Source organism: Allobosea sp. BK604, assembly GCF_004341515.1.
GTDB lineage: Bacteria > Pseudomonadota > Alphaproteobacteria > Rhizobiales > Beijerinckiaceae > Allobosea.
Genome location: NZ_SLZF01000001.1, coordinates 774,385 through 795,521, shown reverse-complemented (window position 1 = coordinate 795,521; position 21,137 = coordinate 774,385). Strand labels below are relative to the sequence as shown.

General features: G+C 67.1%; 18 protein-coding genes. 13 read left to right on the top strand and 5 right to left on the bottom strand.

Annotated elements, in window-relative coordinates; genetic code table 11:
- Positions 1-8: 8 nt before the first annotated feature.
- The 3 genes from EV560_RS03900 to uxaC form a co-directional block, all read right to left on the bottom strand.
- The gene (locus EV560_RS03900) at positions 9-890 is read right to left on the bottom strand and encodes a transporter substrate-binding domain-containing protein (protein WP_131854160.1); all 882 of its coding nucleotides are present in this window, start codon (positions 888-890) and stop codon (positions 9-11) included.
- Between the two features lie 85 nt (positions 891-975).
- Entirely contained in the window at positions 976-2,448 is a 1,473-nt protein-coding gene (locus tag EV560_RS03895; protein WP_131854158.1) for a mannitol dehydrogenase family protein, read from the bottom strand.
- 121 nt (positions 2,449-2,569) lie between these two features.
- Complete coding sequence (gene uxaC, locus EV560_RS03890) at positions 2,570-3,973, bottom strand: glucuronate isomerase (RefSeq protein ID WP_131854156.1); 1,404 nt, start codon at positions 3,971-3,973, stop codon at positions 2,570-2,572.
- Positions 3,974-4,120: 147 nt separating this feature from the next.
- Here uxaC and EV560_RS03885 point away from each other — a divergent pair, with 147 nt between their 5' ends.
- From EV560_RS03885 to EV560_RS03860, 6 genes are all read left to right on the top strand, one after another.
- The gene (locus EV560_RS03885; RefSeq protein ID WP_131854154.1) at positions 4,121-4,858 is read left to right on the top strand and encodes a GntR family transcriptional regulator; all 738 of its coding nucleotides are present in this window, start codon (positions 4,121-4,123) and stop codon (positions 4,856-4,858) included.
- A gap of 191 nt (positions 4,859-5,049) precedes the next feature.
- Positions 5,050-6,540: an ABC transporter substrate-binding protein gene (locus EV560_RS03880; protein ID WP_131854152.1), complete on the top strand. Its 1,491-nt coding sequence runs from the start codon at positions 5,050-5,052 to the stop codon at positions 6,538-6,540.
- 183 nt (positions 6,541-6,723) lie between these two features.
- Entirely contained in the window at positions 6,724-7,671 is a 948-nt protein-coding gene (locus tag EV560_RS03875) for an ABC transporter permease (RefSeq protein ID WP_131854150.1), read from the top strand.
- A complete protein-coding gene (locus tag EV560_RS03870; RefSeq protein WP_131854148.1) occupies positions 7,668-8,522 on the top strand; it encodes an ABC transporter permease in 855 nt (284 codons plus the stop codon). Before EV560_RS03875 ends, EV560_RS03870 begins: the two co-directional genes overlap by 4 nt.
- A 170-nt stretch (positions 8,523-8,692) precedes the next feature.
- On the top strand, positions 8,693-10,081 hold the full coding sequence (locus tag EV560_RS03865; RefSeq protein WP_131854146.1) for an amidase: 1,389 nt from the start codon (positions 8,693-8,695) through the stop codon (positions 10,079-10,081).
- A gap of 20 nt (positions 10,082-10,101) precedes the next feature.
- A complete protein-coding gene (locus EV560_RS03860; RefSeq protein ID WP_131854144.1) occupies positions 10,102-10,902 on the top strand; it encodes an SDR family NAD(P)-dependent oxidoreductase in 801 nt (266 codons plus the stop codon).
- 136 nt (positions 10,903-11,038) lie between these two features.
- On the opposite strand, the gene EV560_RS03855 is transcribed toward EV560_RS03860, so the two are convergent.
- Together EV560_RS03855 and EV560_RS03850 are read right to left on the bottom strand one after the other, a co-directional pair.
- Entirely contained in the window at positions 11,039-11,611 is a 573-nt protein-coding gene (locus EV560_RS03855; protein ID WP_248311874.1) for a DUF4337 domain-containing protein, read from the bottom strand.
- Positions 11,612-11,740: 129 nt separating this feature from the next.
- Entirely contained in the window at positions 11,741-12,667 is a 927-nt protein-coding gene (locus EV560_RS03850; RefSeq protein WP_131854141.1) for a tyrosine recombinase XerC, read from the bottom strand.
- A 180-nt stretch (positions 12,668-12,847) separates the two neighbouring features.
- Between EV560_RS03850 and EV560_RS03845 the strand changes: the two genes are divergently transcribed.
- The 7 genes from EV560_RS03845 (at position 12,848) to EV560_RS03815 (ending at position 21,133) form a co-directional block, all read left to right on the top strand.
- Entirely contained in the window at positions 12,848-15,034 is a 2,187-nt protein-coding gene (locus EV560_RS03845) for a primosomal protein N' (protein ID WP_131854139.1), read from the top strand.
- A 208-nt stretch (positions 15,035-15,242) separates the two neighbouring features.
- Positions 15,243-15,812, top strand: a complete 570-nt coding sequence (locus tag EV560_RS03840) for a F0F1 ATP synthase subunit delta (protein WP_131854137.1) — start codon at positions 15,243-15,245, stop codon at positions 15,810-15,812.
- Positions 15,812-17,341 carry a F0F1 ATP synthase subunit alpha gene (gene atpA, locus EV560_RS03835; RefSeq protein ID WP_131854135.1) on the top strand — a complete coding sequence of 510 codons (1,530 nt, stop codon included), beginning with the start codon at positions 15,812-15,814 and terminating at the stop codon, positions 17,339-17,341. The genes EV560_RS03840 and atpA overlap by 1 nt, the downstream gene beginning before the upstream one ends.
- 136 nt (positions 17,342-17,477) lie before the next feature.
- Positions 17,478-18,347, top strand: coding sequence for a F0F1 ATP synthase subunit gamma (locus EV560_RS03830; protein ID WP_131854133.1), 870 nt, complete (start codon positions 17,478-17,480; stop codon positions 18,345-18,347).
- A gap of 70 nt (positions 18,348-18,417) precedes the next feature.
- Positions 18,418-19,890 (top strand): F0F1 ATP synthase subunit beta, encoded by a 1,473-nt coding sequence (atpD, locus tag EV560_RS03825; protein ID WP_131854131.1) that lies wholly within the window; start codon positions 18,418-18,420, stop codon positions 19,888-19,890.
- A 157-nt stretch (positions 19,891-20,047) separates the two neighbouring features.
- A complete protein-coding gene (locus EV560_RS03820; RefSeq protein WP_131854129.1) occupies positions 20,048-20,467 on the top strand; it encodes a F0F1 ATP synthase subunit epsilon in 420 nt (139 codons plus the stop codon).
- Positions 20,468-20,680: 213 nt separating this feature from the next.
- The gene (locus tag EV560_RS03815) at positions 20,681-21,133 is read left to right on the top strand and encodes a hypothetical protein (protein ID WP_131854127.1); all 453 of its coding nucleotides are present in this window, start codon (positions 20,681-20,683) and stop codon (positions 21,131-21,133) included.
- Positions 21,134-21,137 lie beyond the last annotated feature (4 nt).

Here is a 21,137-nt window from a genome sequence, read left to right as displayed (position 1 = left end):
CGAAGCCGCTAGAACGGGCTGACCGGAAAGAACCGCAAATACAGCCGGGCGTAGGTGCCGTCGTCCCAGAGCGTCTGGAGCGCATAGTCGATGGCACGGGTCAGCGCCGCGTCGTCCTTGCGCATCAGGAAGCTGACTCCCTCGCCGAAATAGCGGCTTTCGAGATAGGGGCCGCCGCTGAAGGCGAGCTCGTTGCCGCCGCGGCTGGCCACGAGCAGCGCCAGGGCGACGCCGTCGCCGAAGACATACTCGGCCTCGCCGCTGCGCAGCGCCGCGACGGCGGCGTTGAGATCGGGCGTCTCACGGCGCTGGGCGAAGGGCATCAGCCGCTCGAGAAAGGCCTGATGCGCGCTGCCGGCAACCACGGCGACGCGCTTGCCCTGCAGGCTGGCCGTATCGAGATCGGCGCGGGCATTGCCGCGAGTGGTGACGAAGCGAGCGGGCGAGCGGAAATAGAGATGGCTCGCGGCGAAGCGGGTACGGATCTGTGGTGTCACGTTCATCGCGGCCGCCAGGACGTCGCCGCGCGCCTCGGCGAGCGAATCGAGCAATGTATCGAAACGCCGAGCCTGGACCGTGCAGGTCCATAACAGCTTCTCACAAACGGCACGCGCCAGCTCGACCGAGAAGCCAGTCAGCGTGCCGTCCGGCGCAGTGAAATGCAGCGGCGGATAATCGTCGTCGGTGAGGAAGCGCACGACGCGTGGCGGCCCGGCATCCGGCTTGTCGAGCCTGATCCGCGGGTCCCAGAAATTGGGGATGGCGATGGATTGCGCCGCGGCCGCCACCGGAAAGAGGAGGCCGAGGCAGAACAGGTGGACGAGGACGGCCAGAGTATTTCCGCGTTTCTTCGAATCGCGAAAATTCTCCATCGTTTTGTTTTGACGCATTTTCCTCACGCGAACCGGTGTCCACTTCGCTCGAAAATGCTCAAGGCGCTTCATGGCCGCATCTCGCGCCAGAGCGGGCCGGGGATCAAGCCGGCATCGCCTCCGCCGTCGCGCGCGCGCCCTTCGCGAACAGGCTTTCGAGATGGCAGGCGACCGCCGAGGTGAAGGCGGCCTCGCGCGGCAGGTCGCTGCCGAAGATCGCCTCGATGCCGATCAGTCCCTGGCTCAGGGCCTGGGCATTGCGGCCGGCCGACGCGGCGATGCGGGCGAATTCGGCGGCGAGCGGATCGCGCACGTCGATCGCGGCGCCCTTCTCGTCAGTGCCGGTGGCGTAGCGCATCCAGGCGGCGACCCCGAGCGCGAGATGCTCAAAGGAGGCGCCGGCCTTGAGCCGGTCGCGGATCGTGCCGAGCAGGCGCTGCGGCAGCTTCTGCGAGCCGTCCATGGCGATCTGCCAGGTGCGGTGGCGAATCGCCGGATTGCGGAAGCGCACCAGCAGGGCGCGGGCATATTCGGCGAGATCGACGCCTTCAGGCGCCGGCACGGTCGGGATCACCTCGGACCAGAGCCCTTCGAGCATGCGCGACAGCACCGGGTCGGCGCTGGCCTCGGCGACCGTCTCGTGGCCGGAGAGATAGCCGAGATAAGCGAGGCAGGAATGGGCGCCGTTGAGCATGCGCAGCTTCATGAACTCGAAAGGCGCGACCTCCGAAACCATTTGCGCGCCGGCGACCTGCCAATCCGGCCGGCCGGAGACGAAGGTGTCCTGGATGGCCCATTGCCGGAAAGGCTCGCCGATGACCGGCGCCGCATCCTCCGCGCCGAGCAGCGAGGCGACCTCGGCGATGTCGGCGTCGGTGGTGGCGGGCACGATGCGGTCGACCATCGTCGCCGGGAAGGCGCCATTGGCCTCGATCCAGGCGGCGAGCCTGTCGTCGCGGAGCGCGGCGAAATCGCGGACCAGCCCGGCCAGCACCTTGCCGTTATGAGGGAGGTTGTCGCAGCTCAGCGCGGTGAAGGGGCCGAGTCCTTCGGCCATGCGCAGGCGCAAGGCGGCAACGAGCAGGCCGACGGCCGAGCGTGGCGCGGTCGGGTGCTCGAGATCGTGGATGATGTCGGGGTGGCTGTCCTTGAGCTTCCCGGTCGCCGGATCGTGGCAATAGCCCTTCTCGGTCACGGTCAGCGAGACGATCCTGGTCTCGGCGGCGGCAAGGCGGGCGATCAGCGCCGACGGGTTTTCGGGCGCTACGAGCACATCGAGAACCGAGCCGATGACACGCAGCTGCGGGCCCTCGGGCGCGCGCTTCAGAAAGGTGTAGAGCCCGTCCTGAGGCTTCAGCCGGTCGCGCTGGTCCGGCCGCTGCAAGCTGGCGCCGACGATGCCCCAGGCACCGAAAGCATGCTCCAGCGCGTCGTCGGTATATTCGGCGAGATGGGCGCGGGCGAAGGCGCCGAGACCGAGATGGACGATGCCGGGCTTCAGAGCGGCGCGGTCATAAGCCGGACGGCGGACCGAGGCGGGCAGGCCAGCGAGGCTCGTTGAGGACAATCTGGTCACGGGAACTCTCGACAGCCGGAGACGGGAGGATCAGGGCATAGGCCGGAGAGCGGGAGCCGGCAATGCCCTCGACAGGCCGCCGGCTCGGGTTGCTCCCTGGTGAGACCGGCTCGCGCCGGGCTCAGAGCTTGTAGGCTTCTTTCGCCAGGCGATAGGCGAGGTCGTGGGCGACCTCGGCGGCCTCGCCCTCCTCCAGCCGATGCTCGGCGACGAGCTTGGCGAGATAGGTGCAGTCGCAGCGGCGGGCGACGTCATGGCGCGCCGGGATCGAGAGATAGGCGCGGGTGTCGTCGTTGAAGCCGACCGTGTTGTAGAAGCCGGCCGTCTCGGTGCTCAGCTCGCGGAAGCGCAGCATCGCCTCGGGCGCATCGAGGAACCACCAGCCGGGCCCGAGGCGCAGGGCCGGGTAATGGCCGGCGAGCGGCGCGAGCTCGCGCGAATAGACGGTCTCATCGAGGGTGAAGGCGATGACCGTCAGGTTCGGCTCGTTGCCGACCGCGTCGAGCAGCGGCTTCAAAGCCGAGACGTAATCGGTCCGGCGCGGGATATCGGCGCCCATGTCGCGACCGAAGGTCTCGAACAGATAGGGGTTGTGGTTGCGATAGGAGCCGGGATGGATCTGCAGCACCAGCCCGTCATCGAGGCTCATCTTGGCCATCTCGGTCAGCATCTGGCCGCGGAAGAGGTCGGCATCCTCGGCCGAGAACTTGCCCTTCAGGATCTTGGCGAAGAGTTTTTCGCACTCGGCCTGGGTCAGGTTGGCGGTGCGGGCCGTCGGATGGCCGTGGTCGGAGGAGGTCGCCCCGCGCTCGATGAAATAGGCGCGGCGCTGGCGGTGAGCGGCGAGATAGCCGGTCCAGGTCGCGACATCCTCGCCGGTCAGCTGGCCGAACTGCTCGAGATTGCCGGCGAAGCCCTCGAACTCGGGATCGAGCACGCTGTCGGGCCGATAGGCGGTGACGACCTTGCCGCCCCAGCCGGAGGCGCGGGTCATGTCGTGCCATTTCAGGTCGTCGAGCGCGCCTTCGGTGGTCGAGATCGCCTCGATCTTGAAGCGCTCGAACAGGGCGCGCGGGCGCAGCTCCGGCGCGTCCAGCTTCTCGGCGATCCGGTCGTAGAGCTTGTCGGCATTCTCCGGCGAGAGCCGCTCGTTGATGCCGAAGATCGAGGAGAGCGAATGCTCGAACCAGAGCCGGGTCGGGGTGCCCCTGAACAGATACCAGTGCTTGGCGAAGAGGTTCCAGATCTTGCGCGGATCGCTCTCGACCTGGGCGCCGTCCTTGCGCGGGATGCCGAGCTGCTCGAGCTTGATGCCCTGCGAATAGAGCATGCGGAAGATGTAATGGTCCGGCTTGACGAAGAGCGTCGCCGGATCAGGGAAAGGCTTGTCCTCGGCATACCAGCGCGGGTCGGTATGGCCATGCGGCGAGATGATCGGCAGGTCGCGGATCGTGGCGTAGAGCCTGCGGGCGATGCCGCGCGTCACCGGGTCTGCGGGAAAAAGGCGATCATCATGCAGCAGCATCGGATTGGTCCCAACTGGAGGGTGTCCGACCTTAGGGACGGCAACCGGCAGGGTCAATATACTAATATACTAGTAAGGCAAGCGGCGGCGTGATAGCGCTATCGGGCGGCCGAGCTGATGATGCCGGCCGGAGCTCAGGACGAGGCCATGGCGATAGCCGAGCGGGACGAGAGCGGAGAGGGGCAGCGCCGCGAGCGACGTGCGCTGCCGGCCGCCCTCGCGCCGGCCGGGCGTGCGACGGCTGCCTCCTTCGTGCAGGACGAACTGCGCCGCGCGATTCTCGCGATGGAGCTGACACCGCGCACGCCGCTGATCGAGAAGGACTTGACGGCGCGCTTCGGCATCAGCCGCACGCCGGTGCGCGAGGCGCTGATCCGGCTGAAGGAGGAGGGGCTCGTCGAGATCTTCCCGCAATCCGGTACCTTCGTGGCGCGCATTCCGGCCGGTGCGATTCCAGAGGCCGTGTTCATCCGGCAAGCGCTGGAAGGTGCCGCTGTCGAGCTCGCGGCGCAGCGCGCGACCGAAGCCGATATCGCCCGGCTGGACGCGACGATCGCGCGTTCGCGCGATGCGCACCAGGCTGGCAACCAGGAAGGCTTTCACCTCGCGGATGAGGCCTTCCACGAGACGATCGCCGGCATTGCGGGCTTTCCCGGCGTGTGGCGGATCGCGCATGCAGCCAAGAGCCAGATCGACCGCTGCCGCCGCATGACCCTGCCAGTGCCCGGCCGCATGGAATCGGTGATCGGCGAGCATCTCGTCATCCTCGACGCGATGCGCCGGCGCGATGGCAAGGCGGCGGAAGCGGCGATGCGCCGGCATCTCGGCATGCTGCTGCCGGAACTCGCGACCATGCAGGCGCAGAATCCCGATTATTTCGTCTGATCGCCACCCCGTCATTGCGAGGAGGCGCAGCCGACGAAGCAATCCAAGGGGACATAGAGCGCTGCCGCCCCTGGATTGCTTCGCTGCGCTCGCAATGACGGGCGAGCGCTTTAAAGGGGCGGCGCATAGGCTTGCGCTCCGCCAGTCTCCCGCGCCATCTTGCGCCGCGAGGGCCAGGCTAGGAGCAACCGATGACGACGCGGCGCGATGTTCTTGCCGGAGCCGGCCTTGCCGCGCTCGCAGTCCAGCTGCCCGCCAGCGCCTTCGCCCAGGCCAAGGACAGCGTAATCATCGCGATGACGCTGGAGCCGCCGACACTCGACCCGACCTCGGGCGCGGCGCAGGCGATCCGCGAGGTGACGCTGCAGAATATTTTTGAGGGCCTGGTCAAGATGGACCGGACCGGCAAGCTCGTGCCTTGCCTGGCCGAGAGCTGGCAGATTGCGCCCGACAACGTCACCTACACGTTCAAGCTGCGCCAGAACGCGCGCTTCCATGACGGCACGCCGTTCACCTCGGAGCAGGTCAAGTTCTCGTTCGAGCGGGCGGTGGCGCCTGATTCGACCAACGCCCAGCGCCAGCTCTTTACGCCGATCGCCGAGATCGCGACGCCCGATCCGGCGACGGTGGTGATCAAGCTGAAGCAGCCGGCGGCTCTCTTCCTTTATGGGCTAGCCTGGGGCGATGCGGTCATCGTCGCCCAACAGAGTGCGGCCAACAACAAGACCAACCCGGTCGGCACCGGGCCGTTCAAGTTCGTGCGCTGGAACCGCGGCGACCGTCTCGAGCTCGAGCGCTTCGACGGCTATTGGGGTGAGAAGCCGGCGCTCGCCAAGGCGACCTGGCGCTTCATCGCCGATCCGCAGGCGCAGCTCGCCTCGTTGCTGGCGGGGGATGTCGACGCGCAGACCAATCTCGCCGCGCCGGAAGCGGTGGCGCAGCTCAAGGCCAATCCGAAGCTCAAGGTCACTTTCGGCAAGACCGAGGGCGAGGTCATCCTCGGCACCAACAATGCCAAGCCGCCGTTCAACGACCTGCGCGTGCGCCAGGCGATCGCGCATGTGCTCGACCGCAAGACGATCGCGCTCGGAGTCTACGGTTTCGATGTCGACCTGATCGGCAGCCATTTCTCGCCACTGCACCCCGCCTATATCGACCTGACCAATACCTATCCGGTCGATATTCCGAAGGCGAAGGCGCTGCTGGCACAGGCCGGCTTTCCGAACGGCTTCAACTGCACGCTCAAGCTGCCGCCGCCGGCCTATGCGCGGCGCTCCGGCGAGATCATCGCGGCGCTGCTGCAGCAGATCGGCATCAACGCATCGATCGAACCGCTCGAATTCCCGCAATGGCTCGAGCGCGTCTTCCGCGGCAAGGATTTCGACCTGACCGTGATCGCCCATACGGAGCCGCTCGATATCGGCATCTACGCCCGCGACGACTACTATTTCCAGTACAAGAACCCGGCCTTCAAGGAGCTGATGGCGAAGATCGACTCGACGCTCGACGAAGGCCAGCGCAACGAGCTCTACAAGGACGCCCAGCGCATCCTGGCACGTGACGCGGTCAATGGCTTCCTCTTCGTGCTGCCAAAGATCACGGTGACGGCGGCTGGGCTGGAGGGCGTCTGGACCGATTGGCCGCTGCCGATCACGCCGCTCGCCGAGGTGCGCTGGAAGTAGGTTTCGGAGCGCTCGCATGACCCTGCGTGCCGAGCCGGTCCTCCCGTCATGGTCGGGCTTGTCCCGGCCATCCACGGCTTCGCCTGTCGAGAACCGTGGCCGAGACGCGGATGCCCGCCGCAACGACGAGCATGACGGAGGAGCGCGGAGCGGCGCGACGCTCTTGGGCACGGGGCCGGCTGCGTGATTGCCTATATCCTGCGCCGTCTCTTCGCCCTTGCCGCCACCTTGGCGGGGGCGGCGCTGGTCATTTTCCTGATGCTGGAGATCCTGCCGGGCGACCCCGCGGCGGTGACGCTCGGGCTCAATGCCGCGCCCGAGGCGCTCGCGGCGCTGAGAGCTGAAATGGGGCTCGACCAGCCGGCGCCGATGCGCTTCCTGAGCTGGGTCGGTGGGCTGCTCACTGGCGATCTCGGCCTGAGCTACACCTATCGCGTGCCCGTGGCACAGCTCATCGGCGAACGCATGGCCGTGACCTTGCCCCTTGCCTTCATGGCGATCGCGCTGGCGACGCTGATCGGCGTGCCGCTCGGCATCCTTGCTGCCTCCCGACACGGCAGGCCGGAGGATGCGGCAGTGATGGTGTTCGCGCAGCTGGGCCTCGCCGTGCCGAATTTCTGGTTTGGCCTCCTGCTCGTGCTCGCCTTCGCGATCGGGCTCGGCTGGCTGCCGGCGGGAGGCTTTCCTGGCTGGCATGCCGGGTTCGCGCCGGCGCTGAAATCGCTGCTGATGCCGGCCTTTGCACTGGCCCTGCCGCAAGCAGCGATCCTGGCGCGGGTGACGCGCTCCGCCATGCTCGACACGCTGCAGGAGGATTTCGTCCGCACCGCCCGCGCCAAGGGGCTGGGCGAGCAGGTCACCATGCTACGCCACGCCCTGCGCAACGCGCTGATCCCGGTGGTCACCATCATGGGCCTGCAATTCTCGGTGCTGATCGCCGGTGCGATCATCATCGAGAATGTCTTCGCTCTTCCGGGGCTCGGTCGGCTCGTCTTCCAGTCGATCGCCCAGCATGACCTGATCGTGGTCAAGGACCTGGTCATGCTGTTCGCGGCCCTGGCGATCATCGTCAATTTCGCGGTCGAGTTGCTCTATGGGCTGATCGATCCCCGCCTGCGCGAGGCGTCATGACGGTGGCCGACGAGCCTGTGCGCACGAGGCGCTGGTGGCTGGGCGCCTCCTTCCTGATCGGCGCGGCGCTGACCGGACTGGTCGTCGCCGCGGCGATGGTCTCCTATGTCTGGACGCCCTATGCGCCGACGCAGATCGCGATACTCAACCGGCTGAAGCCGCCCTCTGCCGCGAACTGGTTCGGCACCGACCAGTTCGGTCGCGACGTCTTCTCGATGATCATGGTCGGCGCGCGCAACTCGCTGGCAGTGGGGCTGGGGGCGGTCGGCTTCGGCATGGTGGTCGGCACCACGCTCGGCCTCCTCGCCGCGATCAGGCGCGATGGCTGGCTCGACAACATCATCATGCGTGCGGCCGATTTCACTCATGCCTTCCCGGCCGTGCTGACCGCGATCATGATCACAGCGATCTACGGACCGGGGATGCTCAACGCGGTGATTGCGATCGGTGTGCTGAACCTGCCCTATTTCGCCAGGCTGGCGCGCGGCGTTGCGATCCAGATCTGGACGCGTGAATTCATCCAGGCCGCTCGTGCCGCGGGACTGACCAATTGGCAGATCACGCTGCGCCACGTCCTGCCCAATGTCGCTGGCGTGATCGTGGTGCAGGCGACGATCCAGTTCGCGCTGGCGATCCTGGCCGAGGCTGGGCTGTCCTATCTCGGGCTCGGCACCCAGCCGCCGAACCCGTCCTGGGGGCGCATGCTCAACGAGGCGCAGACCTTCATGGCGGCTCAGCCCTGGCTCGCGATCTTTCCCGGAGCGGCGATCGCGATCGCCGTGCTTGGCTTCAACCTGCTCGGCGACGGCCTGCGCGATGCGATCGATCCGCGCCTGCGGCGCAGCCGGTGATGTGAGATGCTGTTGAATGACGTTTGTTCTTGGCCCTCGTCATTGCGAGCGGAGCGAAGCGATCAGGAGCCGTCGCGCGAGCCTCCTGGATTGCTTCGTCGGCTTCGCCTCCTCGCAATGACGACGAGGCTGCCAAGATGAGGGCTGAGATTTGAGCCGAGGATATCGCCATGTCTGACGAGCTTGCCGATCTGAGCGCCGCGGAGTTGCTTGCCGCCTTCGCGGACAAGCGACTTTCGCCGGTCGCGGTGACGGAGGCGGTGATCGCGCGGATCGAGGCCTGCGAGCCGAGGCTCAACGCGCTCTATGCCTTCGATCCCGATGCGGCGCGGGCCATGGCCAAGGCGTCGGAGGCGCGCTGGCTCAGGGGCGAGGCGCTGCCGCTCGACGGCGTGCCCTGCACGATCAAGGAGAATATTGCGACCGAGGGGCTCGCCGTGCCGCTCGGAACGGCGGCGCGCGAGCATGTCGTCGCGGAGGAGGATGCGCCGCCGGCGCAGCGCCTGCGGGAAGCCGGCTGCGTCATCCTCGCGAAGACGACGATGCCGGATTACGGCATGCTCTCCTCCGGCCTCTCCAGCTTCCATCCGCTGACGCGCAATCCATGGGATCTCCGCAAGAACCCGGGAGGCTCATCGGCGGGCGCGGGCGCGGCCGGTGCCGCCGGCTACGGCCCCCTCCATATCGGCACCGATATCGGCGGCTCGATCCGGCTGCCGGCAGGCTGGTGCGGGCTCGTCGGGCTGAAGCCGAGCTTCGGACGCGTGCCGATCGACCCGACCTATTATGGCCGCGTCGCCGGGCCGATGACGCGGACCGTCGAGGACGCGGCGCTCATGATGCGGGAATTGTCCAAGCCCGATGCACGCGACGGCATGAGCCTGCCGCCGCAAGAAATCGATTGGCCGGCGCTCGACATCGACCTGGATGGCGTGAGGATCGGGCTGCTGCTCGATGCCGGGCTTGGGCTGGCGGTCGAGCCGCAGGTTCGCGCTGCGATCGAGGCCTCCGCGAATGCGTTCGAGATTGCGGGTGCCATCGTCGAGCCGGTGGCGCCGTTCCTGACGCGGGCGATGCTCGACGGGCTCGACGATTTCTGGCGCCAGCGCGCCTGGGCCGATATCGGGGCGTTGCCGCAGGAGCGTCAGGAGAAGGTGCTGCCCTATATCTTCGCCTGGGCAGAGGGCGGTCGAAACCTGGACGGTCTGCGCGTCTATCAGGGCCTGAGCCAGATGATGGCGATGCGCGATGCGGCGCTGAAGGCGATCGCTCCCTATGATTTCATGCTTTCGCCGGTCTCTCCGGTGGTGACCTATGCGGCGGAACTGGCCTCGCCGATCCATGATCCGGCGAGGCCATTCGAGCACATCGCTTTCACGGTTGCGGCCAACATGTCCGATCAGCCGGCGGTGTCGGTTCATGCGGGGCTGACGGCAGAGGGGCTGCCGATCGGCCTGCAGATCACCGGGCACCGCTTCGACGATCTCGGCGTGCTCCGCATGGCGAAGGCCTGGGAGCGCTTGCGCGGCAGCGGCGTGCCCTGGCCGCGTCTTTCATAACGGCTAGCGAGGAAGAGCTCATGGATCTGATGCTGAACGGCAAGCGCGCGCTCATCACCGGTGGCAGCAAGGGTATCGGCCGCGCCATCGCGCGGCAGCTGGCGCTGGAGGGCGTCGACCTCGTGATCGCCGCGCGTAGTGCCGGCGAGCTGGAAACGGCGGCGAGCGGGCTGGCGCGGGAGACCGGACGAAAGGTCGTCGGCCTGACCGTCGACACCAGCGATGACGCCTCGGTCAAAGCCGTGGTCGCAGGCACGGTCGCGGCGCTGGGCGGTCTCGACATCCTGGTCAACGCCGCCGCCAAGCCCGGCGGCCAGGCGCGGCCGCCGAAGCTGGCGGAGATCACCGACGCGCTGTTCTTCGACGACGTCAACGTCAAGGTGATGGGCTATCTGCGCATGGCGCGGGAGGCGGCGCCGCACATGGAAGCTGCCGGCTGGGGCCGGATCATCAATGTCAGCGGGCTCGCTGCGCGGCTGACCGGCTCGACCATCGGCTCGATCCGCAATGTCGCGGTGGCGGCGCTGACCAAGAACCTCGCTGACGAACTCGGCCCGAAGGGAATCAACGTCACCGTGGTCCATCCGGGCACTACCCGTACCGAGAAGACCCCATCGGTCGTGGCGGCGCGTGCGGCCGCCACGGGGAAGAGCGGAGAGGAGATCGAGCGGCGCATGGCCGCCAATGTCACGATCGGCCGGCTCGTCGACTCGGCCGAGGTCGCCGATATCGTCGCCTTCCTGGCCTCGCCGCGCAGCGTCGCGATCAATGGCGACGCCATCGCCTGCGGCGGCGGGGCGGCAGGCGCGATCCACTATTGAGGTCGGTCACGGAGCTTTCAAATGGAGCCCGGCCTCAATCGTCACTGCGAGCGCAGCGAAGCAATCTAGGGGCTGCCAAGCGCGCAGTCTTCCTGGATTGCTTCGTCGCTCCGCTCCTCGCAATGACGGACACAACTCAGAAGAGCGCAGTCGGCGCGAACTGCGCCAGCGCCATCACGATGAGGCCGAGCAGGCCGAGGCCGGCGCCGGTCCAGGCCAGCAGGGCCATGCCGGTGATGATCGCCGCGGAGGAGACGACGATGGCGATCTGGATCAGGCCCGAGGAGATGTCGAACTTGTCGTCGCGGGCGCCGGAGAGGTCGCGCTGGGCCTCGGCCGCCTTGGCGCGCGCCACCAGTTCCTTGCGGCCTTCGCCGGTTTCGGGCTCGGATTCGTAGCGCGCGACCGTTTTCTTCCAGTCGTCGACGCGCTTCTGCATGCGCTCGCGCGCGGCGGGATCGGAGACGGCGAGCATGGACACCTCCATCTCCTCGACGGCGGTGCGCAAGGTGGTGCTGCGGATGGTCTTGGCCTGGAAGAAGGCCCAGAGGTTCGACGCCTCGATATTGCGGGCGACGGAATCCTGCTCGGCGTTCTGGCCGAGAATCTCGGAGAAGGCCAGCATCAGCGCCAGCACGGCGATGAGCAGGGCAATCCGCTTGTTATTGCCGCCGGACGTCTCGGCGGCCTCTGCTGCTGGCGACGACATGATTCGCATCCCCCCGGAAAGTCGTGGGCGGGATGGCCGGACGGCATGACGAAATCAAGTCGATGCGAGATCACCGCGCGTCCAACCGGACGCCGAGCAGCGATCTGTCTTCGCTATCAATCCGATGTTCTAGCGCTGTGCCCGTGGATGGGCGGCGTCATAGGCTGCCATCAGCCTCGCCGAATCAATGCGGGTGTAGATCTGCGTCGTCGAGAGCGAGGCGTGGCCGAGCAGTTCCTGAATGGCGCGCAGATCGCCGCCGCGGCCGAGCAGATGCGTCGCGAAGGAATGGCGCAGGCTGTGAGGCGTTGCCGAGGAGGGCAGGCCGAGCGCGCCGCGCAGGCCCTCGACCGCGAGCTGGATGATGCGCGGCGAAAGCGGGCCGCCCTTGGCGCCGAGGAAAAGCGGCCCTTCCGGCGGCATTCGCCAGGGGCAGAGTCGGATATACTCGTCGATCGCCTCGATCACGACCGGCAGGACCGGGACCATGCGGGTCTTCTGGCCCTTGCCGATGACAGTCAGTGTGTCGCCGGCGTTTTTCGGCGCCTGGCCGCGGGACAGCGAGAGCGCCTCGGAGATACGCAGGCCGCTGCCATAGAGCAGCGAAAGCACGGCGGCGTCGCGGGCGAGGATCCAGGGCTCGCGCTCCTCACCGGCACGGATATCGGTCTGGGTGATCGCCTTGGCTGCCTTCGCCTCCAGCGGCCGCGGCAGCGACTTGCCGATGCGCGGTCCGCGCGTCGCGGCGAAAGCCGAGGCGGTGAATTTGCCGGTGCGCTCGCCGAAGCGGGCGAAGGAACGGAGCGCCGCGAGCTGGCGCATCAGGGTGCGGTTGCCGACGCCGTCGCGTCGGCGCTGGCCGAGGAAGGCGCGCAGGTCGAATGGTTTCAGCGCGGCGATATCGGCGAGGGCCGGTGCGCCGCCGAGATGGCCGCCGAGGAAGGCGGTGAACTGGCCGAGGTCGCGGCCATAGGCCTCCAGCGTCTTGGGCGAGAGACGGCGCTCGCTCGCCAGATGCGCGAGCCAGGCCTGGCGCAGGGTGTCGAAATCGGTCATCAGCGCGGAGATTCCTCGTCATGGTCGAGCCCGCCTCGTCATGGTCGGGCTTGTCCCGACCATCCACGCCTTCAGGCCGCGCATTCGCTGCTGCCGCCGCAAGACATGGATGCTCGCCACAAGGGCGAGCATGACGGCGTGACCTTAACACTCGCCGAATCGATGCTAGACACTGGCGCCATGAGCGACGAACAGGCGAGCGGGGAGGGCGGCGGCACGGTCGATGTGCTGATTCCGCTCGGGCTCGACCAGGCTTACAGCTATGCCGTGCCGCCAGGTCTCAGCCTGAAGCCGGGCGATGTCGTGCAGGTGCCGCTCGGCCCGCGCGAGACGGTCGGCGTGGTCTGGGAGATCGGCTCCGGCCGCGGCGGCAACCTGAAGCGCGTCAGCGGGCTCTACGACATGCCGCCGCTCGATCCGGCGCTGATGAAGCTGGTCGACTGGGTGTCCTGGTACACGCTCGCCGCCAAGGGCTCGGTGCTGGCGCTGGCGCTGAAGCGCCCGCCGGACGATACGCCCGAGCGACCGAAGCTCGGCGTCAGGCTGGTCGGTGCGCCGCCGGCGCGGATGACGCCGGCCCGGGCGCGCGCCATTGCCGCGGCCGAAGGCGGGCTGCTGATCGCGAAATCGGCGCTCGCGGAGGCGGCCTCGGTCAGCGCGGCGGTGATCGATTCGCTGGTCGATGCCGGCACTTTCAGCATCGAGGCGATGCCACGCGAGCAGATCGCGACGGCGCCCGATCCCGATTTCGCCCGGCCGGAGCTTTCCGAGGGGCAGGCGGAGGTCGCCGGTGCCTTGGCCGCTGCGGTGAGGGCGGCCGCCTATAACGTCACGCTGCTCGAGGGCGTCACCGGTTCGGGCAAGACCGAGGTCTATTTCGAGGCGGTCGCCGAGGCGATCAGGCTGGGGCGCCAGAGCCTGATCCTGATGCCGGAAATCGCGCTCACCGCGCAATTCATCGACCGGTTCGAGGCGCGCTTCGGCGTAAAGCCCGGCCTGTGGCATTCGGCCGTGACCGGGCGTCGGCGCGAGCGGCTGCAGGCCGCGATCGCGAGCGGCGAGGCGCGGGTCGTCGCGGGCGCGCGCTCGGCGCTGTTCCTGCCCTACAGGGATCTCGGCCTGATCGTTGTCGATGAGGAGCACGAGGCCGCCTACAAGCAGGAGGACGGCGTCAGCTATCATGCCCGCGACATGGCGGTGGTGCGCGGCAAGATCGAGAGCGCGCCGGTCATCCTCGCCTCGGCGACGCCCTCGCTCGAGACCCGCGTCAATGCCGAGCGCGGGCGCTACACACATCTGAAGCTGGAAGAGCGCTTCGGCGGGCGCGAATTGCCGGCGCTCGGGCTGATCGATCTCAGGCAGGACAAGCCGGAGCGCGGACGCTGGATCTCGCGCGGGCTGATCAAGGCGATCGAGACGAATCTGGAGGCGAAGGAGCAGTCGCTGCTCTTCCTCAACCGGCGCGGCTATGCGCCGCTGACGCTGTGCCGCGATTGCGGCCATCGTTTTCAGTGTCCGAACTGCACGGCCTGGCTGGTGGATCACCGGTTCCGCAGGGCCCTGGTCTGCCATCATTGCGGCCATGTCGAGCGCCGGCCGCAGGAATGCCCCGCCTGCCATGCACCGGAGAGCCTGACCGCCTGCGGACCGGGCGTCGAGCGCCTGGCCGAGGAGGTCGCGACGCTCTTTCCACAGGCGCGTTCGATCGTGCTGTCGAGCGATTTCCCTGGAGGTACCGAACGGCTGAAGCAGGAGCTGATGGCGGTGGCCGAGGGCGAATTCGACATCGTCGTCGGCACGCAGCTCGTCGCCAAGGGCCACAATTTCCCGGGCATGACGCTGGTCGGCGTGATCGATGCCGATCTCGGCCTGACCTCGGGTGATCCGCGTGCGGCCGAGCGCACCTTCCAGGTGCTGCGCCAGGTCACAGGCCGTGCAGGGCGGGGGGAGAAACCAGGTCGCGCCCTGCTCCAGACGCATGACCCTGGTCATCCCGTGCTGAAGGCGCTGATCTCGGGGGATCCGGAGCGGTTTTATGCCGCAGAGACCGCGGCGCGCGAGGCGGCGGGCTTGCCGCCCTTCGGCCGGCTGGCGGCGCTGATCGTATCCGGAAACACCCAGGCAGAGGCCGAAAGCCATGCCCGGGCCTTGGCGCGCTGCGCGGAAGCGCCGGGCGGAGTCATGGTGCTGGGGCCGGCGGAAGCGCCGCTCGCGGTGCTGCGCGGGCGCCATCGTATGCGTCTGATCGTGAAAACCAGCCGGGAGGTCAACCTGCAGGATTACCTGCGTAGCTGGCTGAAGCGGGCGCCGCGCGTGAAGGGTTCCGTGCGCGTCCAGGTCGATGTCGATCCGCAGAGCTTCCTTTGACGCGTTCCACAGGCGGGGAAATACGCCGCTTTGATGGCGATCTACGGATTGCGCCCCCCAAAACCACATGCTAGTGCACCGCCACATTCAGGCGTGGGGCCGCCTATAGGGCTCCTCGGCTGACGATACATCGCAGCGCCAGGACGATGCACTCCACCCTCGCTCCTGGGGGTCGCCGGTGCAGTCCTTTGAACGAGAGATGTCGAGCGTGGCTGAAGGCGGATCGGAACAGACGTTGGTGTCGGGCGTTGCCGGGCGCTATGCCACGGCCCTCTTCGAACTGGCCAGCGAGGCCAATGCCATCGACGCCGTCTCCGCCGACCTGAACAGCTTCAGCGCGATGATCGACGAGAGCGCCGATCTCAAGCGCCTGATCGAGAGCCCGGCCTTCTCCGCCGAGGAGCAGGTCGCGGCCATCAAGGCTCTGCTGTCGGCAGCGGGCATTTCCGGCATCGCCGGCAACTTCATCGGCTTCGTCGCCAGCAAGCGCCGCCTGTTCGCGCTGCCGGGCATGATCGCCGGCTTCCGGGCGCTCGTCGCCGAGGCCAAGGGCATTGTCAGCGCTCAGGTCACGGTCGCTGAGGAGCCCTCGGCCAAGCGCCTCGAGGAAATCCGCGCGACCCTCAAGGACGTCGCCGGCACGGATGTCGATGTCGCGATCAAGGTCGATCCGGCGATCATCGGCGGGCTCGTCGTCAAGATGGGCTCGCGCATGGTCGATGCGTCACTGAAAACCAAGCTCAATTCAATTCGTCTTGCCATGAAAGAGGTCGGCTGATGGAAATCCGCCCCGCTGAAATCTCCGCGATCCTGAAGGCTCAGATCAGCAATTTCGGGTCGGAAGCCTCCGTCACCGAAGTCGGTCAGGTTCTCTCCGTCGGCGACGGCATCGCCCGCGTCTACGGCCTCGACAAGGTCCAGGCCGGTGAGATGGTCGAGTTCGAGAGCGGCGTGCGCGGCATGGCGCTCAACCTCGAGAGCGACAATGTCGGCGTCGTCATCTTCGGCTCCGACCGCGAGATCAAGGAAGGCCAGACGGTCAAGCGCACCGGCGCGATCGTGGACGTTCCGGTCGGCAAGGAGCTGCTCGGCCGCGTCGTCGACGCGCTCGGCAACCCGATCGACGGCAAGGGCCCGATCAAGGCCAAGGCCCGCGCCCGCGTCGACGTCAAGGCGCCCGGCATCATTCCGCGCAAGTCGGTGCATGAGCCGATGGCGACGGGCCTCAAGGCGATCGACGCCCTGATCCCGATCGGCCGCGGCCAGCGCGAGCTGATCATCGGCGACCGCCAGACCGGCAAGACCGCCGTCGCGCTCGACACGATCCTGAACCAGAAGCCGCTGAACGAAGGCGATGACGAGAGCCAGAAGCTCTACTGCGTCTATGTCGCCGTCGGCCAGAAGCGCTCTACCGTCGCCCAGTTCGTGAAGGTGCTCGAGGAGCGCGGCGCGCTCGAATACTCGATCGTCATCGCGGCGACCGCCTCGGACGCCGCCCCGATGCAGTTCCTGGCCCCGTTCGCCGGCTGCGCCATGGGCGAGTATTTCCGCGACAACGGCATGCACGCCGTCATCATCTATGACGACCTGTCGAAGCAGGCCGTCGCCTACCGCCAGATGTCGCTGCTGCTGCGCCGCCCGCCGGGCCGTGAAGCCTATCCGGGCGACGTGTTCTATCTCCACTCCCGCCTGCTCGAGCGCGCCGCCAAGATGGGCGACGCCGCCGGCAAGGGCTCGCTGACGGCGCTGCCGGTCATCGAGACCCAGGCCAACGACGTCTCGGCCTACATCCCGACCAACGTCATCTCGATCACCGACGGCCAGATCTTCCTGGAGACGGACCTGTTCTACCAGGGCATCCGCCCGGCGGTGAACGTCGGTCTCTCGGTGTCGCGCGTCGGCTCCTCCGCCCAGACCAAGGCAACCAAGAAGGTCGCGGGCAAGATCAAGGGCGAACTCGCGCAGTATCGCGAGATGGCCGCCTTCGCCCAGTTCGGCTCGGATCTCGACGCCGTCACGCAGCGCCTGCTCAACCGCGGCGCCCGCCTGACCGAGCTGCTGAAGCAGGCGCAGTTCTCGCCGCTGAAGATGGAAGAGCAGGTCGTCGTGATCTATGCCGGCGTCAACGGCTATCTCGACCCGCTCCCGGTCAACAAGGTCCGCGCGTTCGAGGACGGCCTGCTCTCGCTGGTCCGCACCAAGCACGCCGACCTGCTGAACGAGATCGGCTCCTCGAAGGACCTTTCGGACGCGAATGCCGCGAAGCTGAAGAGCGTCGTCGAGGATTACGCCAAGGCGTTCGCCTGATCCGCAGGCGTCATGGTCGGGTCTGTCCCGACCATCCACGTCTTCGCAGCGAATGCGGCGGGCGTGGCAGGTGAGATCGAGGTTCAAGACGTGGATGGTCGACGCAAGGTCGACCATGACGGAGTGAGAGCGCCAGATGCCTTCTTTGAAGGACCTTAGAAACCGCATCGCCTCGGTGAAGGCGACGCAGAAGATCACCAAGGCCATGCAGATGGTCGCGGCCGCGAAGCTGCGCCGCGCCCAAGCCGCGGCCGAGGCGGCACGCCCCTATGCCGAGCGCATGGAACAGGTGCTGGCCAATCTCGCGGGCGGCGTCACCGGCAGCAGCGCGCCGAAGCTGATCGCCGGCACGGGCGCCGACAAGGTGCATCTGCTGGTGGTCTGCACGGCCGAGCGCGGCCTGTGCGGCGCCTTCAACTCGTCGATCGCCCGTCTGGCGCGCGACAAGGCGCTGGCGCTCAAGGCCGAAGGCAAGACGGTCAAGATCATCTGCGTCGGCAAGAAGGGCTATGACATCCTGCGCCGGCAGTTCAGCGCGGATATCATCGAGGTCGTCGATCTGCGCGGCTTCAAGCAGGTCGGCTTCGTCAATGCCGAGGCGATCGCGCAGAACATCCTCGCCCGCTTCAATGCCGGTGAGTTCGACGTCGCGACCCTATTCTTCTCGAAGTTCAGGTCGGTGATCTCGCAGATCCCGACGGCGCAGCAGATCATCCCGGCGCAGATCGAGGCGGGCACCGCCAAGAGTGAGTCGGTCTATGATTACGAGCCCGACGAGACCGAGATCCTCGAGACGCTGCTGCCGCGCAACCTGACCGTCCAGGTGCTGCGCGCCATCCTCGAGAATGCCGCCTCCGAGCAGGGCGCGCGCATGTCGGCGATGGACTCCGCCACGCGCAACGCCGGCGAAATGATCAAGAAGCAGACGCAGCTCTATAATCGCTCGCGTCAGGCGATGATCACCAAGGAACTCATCGAAATCATCTCCGGCGCGGAAGCGCTGTAACGCCTAGGCCTGCGGCGCCGTCGCCCGCAGGTCGTCCGAAACGCTTAAACGCGCATCCGAGGTTCGAACCATGGCCAAAGCCGCTACCAAGACCACCAAGACGAAGACCGACGAGAAGCCCGCCAACACCGGCACCGGCCGCGTCGCGCAGGTCATCGGCGCCGTCGTCGACGTGCAGTTCGACGGCGAGCTCCCTGAGATCCTCAACGCGCTTGAGACGCAGAACCTCGGCAACCGCCTGGTCCTCGAGGTCGCCCAGCATCTCGGCGAGAACACCGTCCGCACCATCGCGATGGACGCGACCGAAGGCCTGATCCGCGGCCAGGAGGTCACCGATACCGGCGCGCCGATCGCGGTTCCGGTCGGCGACGAGTGCCTGGGCCGCATCATGAACGTCATCGGCGAGCCGGTCGACGAGGCCGGCCCGATCCTGACCACCAATACCCGCGGCATCCACCAGCCGGCTCCGTCCTACGCTGAGCAGGCCACGGAAGCGCAGATCCTGGTCACCGGCATCAAGGTCGTCGACCTGCTGGCCCCCTACGCCAAGGGCGGTAAGATCGGCCTGTTCGGCGGCGCCGGCGTCGGCAAGACCGTGCTGATCATGGAGCTGATCAACAACGTCGCGAAGGCCCATGGCGGCTACTCGGTGTTCGCCGGCGTCGGCGAGCGCACCCGCGAGGGCAACGATCTCTATCACGAGATGATCGAGTCGGGCGTGAACAAGAAGGGCGGCGGCGAGGGTTCCAAGTGCGCCCTGGTCTACGGCCAGATGAACGAGCCTCCGGGCGCCCGCATGCGCGTCGCGCTGTCGGGCCTGACCGTCGCGGAAGATTTCCGCGACCGCGGCCAGGACGTGCTGTTCTTCGTCGACAACATCTTCCGCTTCACACAGGCCGGCTCGGAAGTGTCGGCTCTGCTGGGCCGCATTCCCTCGGCGGTGGGCTATCAGCCGACGCTCGCGACTGACATGGGCAACCTGCAGGAGCGCATCACCACAACCAACAAGGGCTCGATCACCTCGGTGCAGGCGATCTACGTGCCCGCAGACGACCTGACCGACCCGGCCCCGGCGACCTCCTTCGCCCACCTGGACGCCACGACCGTGCTGTCGCGCTCGATCGCGGAAAAGGGCATCTATCCGGCGGTCGATCCGCTCGACTCGACCTCGCGCATGCTGTCCGCCGCGATCGTCGGCGAGGAGCACTACGCCATCGCCCGTCAGGTCCAGCAGATCCTCCAGCGCTACAAGGCCCTGCAGGACATCATCGCGATCCTGGGCATGGACGAGCTCTCGGAAGAGGACAAGCTCACCGTCGCCCGCGCCCGCAAGATCGAGCGCTTCCTGTCGCAGCCGTTCTTTGTCGCCGAAGTCTTCACCGGCTCGCCGGGCAAGCTCGTCGCGCTCGAGGACACGATCAAGGGCTTCAAGGGCCTGGTCGAGGGCAAGTACGACCACCTGCCGGAGGCGGCCTTCTACATGGTCGGCTCGATCGACGAGGCGGTCGAGAAGGCTCAGCGCCTGGCCGCCGAGGCGGCGTAAGGCTTACAGCCACGCCTCTCGGGCTGCCGCAGGCGGAACTTCGGGGCGTAGCAAACGTCATTCTCGGGCTTGTCCCGAGAATCTCCGGACAAGAGAGCACTGGTCTCAGAGATGGTCGGGTCAAGCCCGACCATGACGAGCCTGGGAGAGATCGCCGATGGCCACCTTCAAATTCGAACTCGTCTCGCCGGAGAGCATCCTGTTCTCGGGTGAGGTCAACAGCGTGATCGTGCCGGCGGTCGAGGGCGAGATGACGGTTCTGGCCGGTCATGCCCCGGTCGTCGCGACGCTGAAGCCCGGCATTCTCGTGCTGATCAAGACCGATGCCAGCAATGGGAAGGAATTCTTCGTTTCCGGCGGCATCGTCGAGATCAACCCGACCGGCATGACGATCCTGGCCGAGCAGGCCAAGTTCATCGAAGATGTCGACACCGCAGTGCTCGATCAGGAAATCCTGACCGCCGAAACGCGCCTCGCGGCTGCGCCGGAGGACGAGAGCGAGCAGCGCCGCCTGCACGACCAGCTCGTACAGCTCAAGGAATTCCGCGCGGTCTTCGAAGAGCGCCGGGCGAACTGATCTCAGCCACCATCCGCTGTATTGAAAAGGCCGCGTGAGCGGCCCTTTTGCTGTTCGCGTCTCCACGAGAGACGGATCCGAGGGAACGCGTGGTCCGGGCTGACGCAACGGCGATCGCTGCGCGCTGCGCAAAGTTCCCTACTCATAAGATCCGTAGACGGCGGCGATACGCCTTGTAGTCTTCGCGTGACTGCATATCCGCGCGAGGTCGACATGAAAGCTTATCTCCACGCCGACGGGAATCATTTCGACATCTTGTGGAATGTGGACTGCTCCGTCGGAAAGGGCGGGCAGAACAATATCAGGACCGATGTGCTCTACATCCAGTGGTACTATCGGCTCGCCACGGACCAGGCGGAGACGCCGCCCGATCGCAAGGAGATCTACCGCCAGGTCGCGCTGAGCGGTGCCTGTACCGGCATGGATTCAGATCCGCTGGTTCGGGCGATCACGCTGCACCAGCGCTCGATCAACCATCCGCAGGTGGACGGACGCGTCAGCGTCGCGACCGGCAACGGCAAGCTCGGCGGCAGCGCCTTCTTCGTGCTTCGGCTGGGCGCGCGCATCGCGAACATGTATCCGGAGCTGTGGCCCCGACTCGACAAGATCCCGCATTGCCCGCTCGAGGTGGCCGGGGCCGTCAAACAGACGATCCCGCATGTCTGACGGA

Excerpts from the sequence above, each read along its gene's own strand:
- EV560_RS03870 (WP_131854148.1), top strand. The coding sequence starts at position 7,668 with ATGACGGTGGCCGACGAGCCTGTGCGCACGAGGCGCTGGTGGCTGGGC.
- atpA (WP_131854135.1), top strand. The coding sequence starts at position 15,812 with ATGGAAATCCGCCCCGCTGAAATCTCCGCGATCCTGAAGGCTCAGATC.
- EV560_RS03860 (WP_131854144.1), top strand. The coding sequence starts at position 10,102 with ATGGATCTGATGCTGAACGGCAAGCGCGCGCTCATCACCGGTGGCAGC.
- uxaC (WP_131854156.1), bottom strand. The coding sequence starts at position 3,973 with ATGCTGCTGCATGATGATCGCCTTTTTCCCGCAGACCCGGTGACGCGC.
- atpD (WP_131854131.1), top strand. The coding sequence starts at position 18,418 with ATGGCCAAAGCCGCTACCAAGACCACCAAGACGAAGACCGACGAGAAG.
- EV560_RS03845 (WP_131854139.1), top strand. The coding sequence starts at position 12,848 with ATGAGCGACGAACAGGCGAGCGGGGAGGGCGGCGGCACGGTCGATGTG.
- EV560_RS03885 (WP_131854154.1), top strand. The coding sequence starts at position 4,121 with ATGGCGATAGCCGAGCGGGACGAGAGCGGAGAGGGGCAGCGCCGCGAG.
- EV560_RS03830 (WP_131854133.1), top strand. The coding sequence starts at position 17,478 with ATGCCTTCTTTGAAGGACCTTAGAAACCGCATCGCCTCGGTGAAGGCG.
- EV560_RS03815 (WP_131854127.1), top strand. The coding sequence starts at position 20,681 with ATGAAAGCTTATCTCCACGCCGACGGGAATCATTTCGACATCTTGTGG.
- EV560_RS03855 (WP_248311874.1), bottom strand. The coding sequence starts at position 11,611 with ATGTCGTCGCCAGCAGCAGAGGCCGCCGAGACGTCCGGCGGCAATAAC.
- EV560_RS03850 (WP_131854141.1), bottom strand. The coding sequence starts at position 12,667 with ATGACCGATTTCGACACCCTGCGCCAGGCCTGGCTCGCGCATCTGGCG.
- EV560_RS03900 (WP_131854160.1), bottom strand. The coding sequence starts at position 890 with ATGCGTCAAAACAAAACGATGGAGAATTTTCGCGATTCGAAGAAACGC.
- EV560_RS03865 (WP_131854146.1), top strand. The coding sequence starts at position 8,693 with ATGTCTGACGAGCTTGCCGATCTGAGCGCCGCGGAGTTGCTTGCCGCC.
- EV560_RS03880 (WP_131854152.1), top strand. The coding sequence starts at position 5,050 with ATGACGACGCGGCGCGATGTTCTTGCCGGAGCCGGCCTTGCCGCGCTC.
- EV560_RS03820 (WP_131854129.1), top strand. The coding sequence starts at position 20,048 with ATGGCCACCTTCAAATTCGAACTCGTCTCGCCGGAGAGCATCCTGTTC.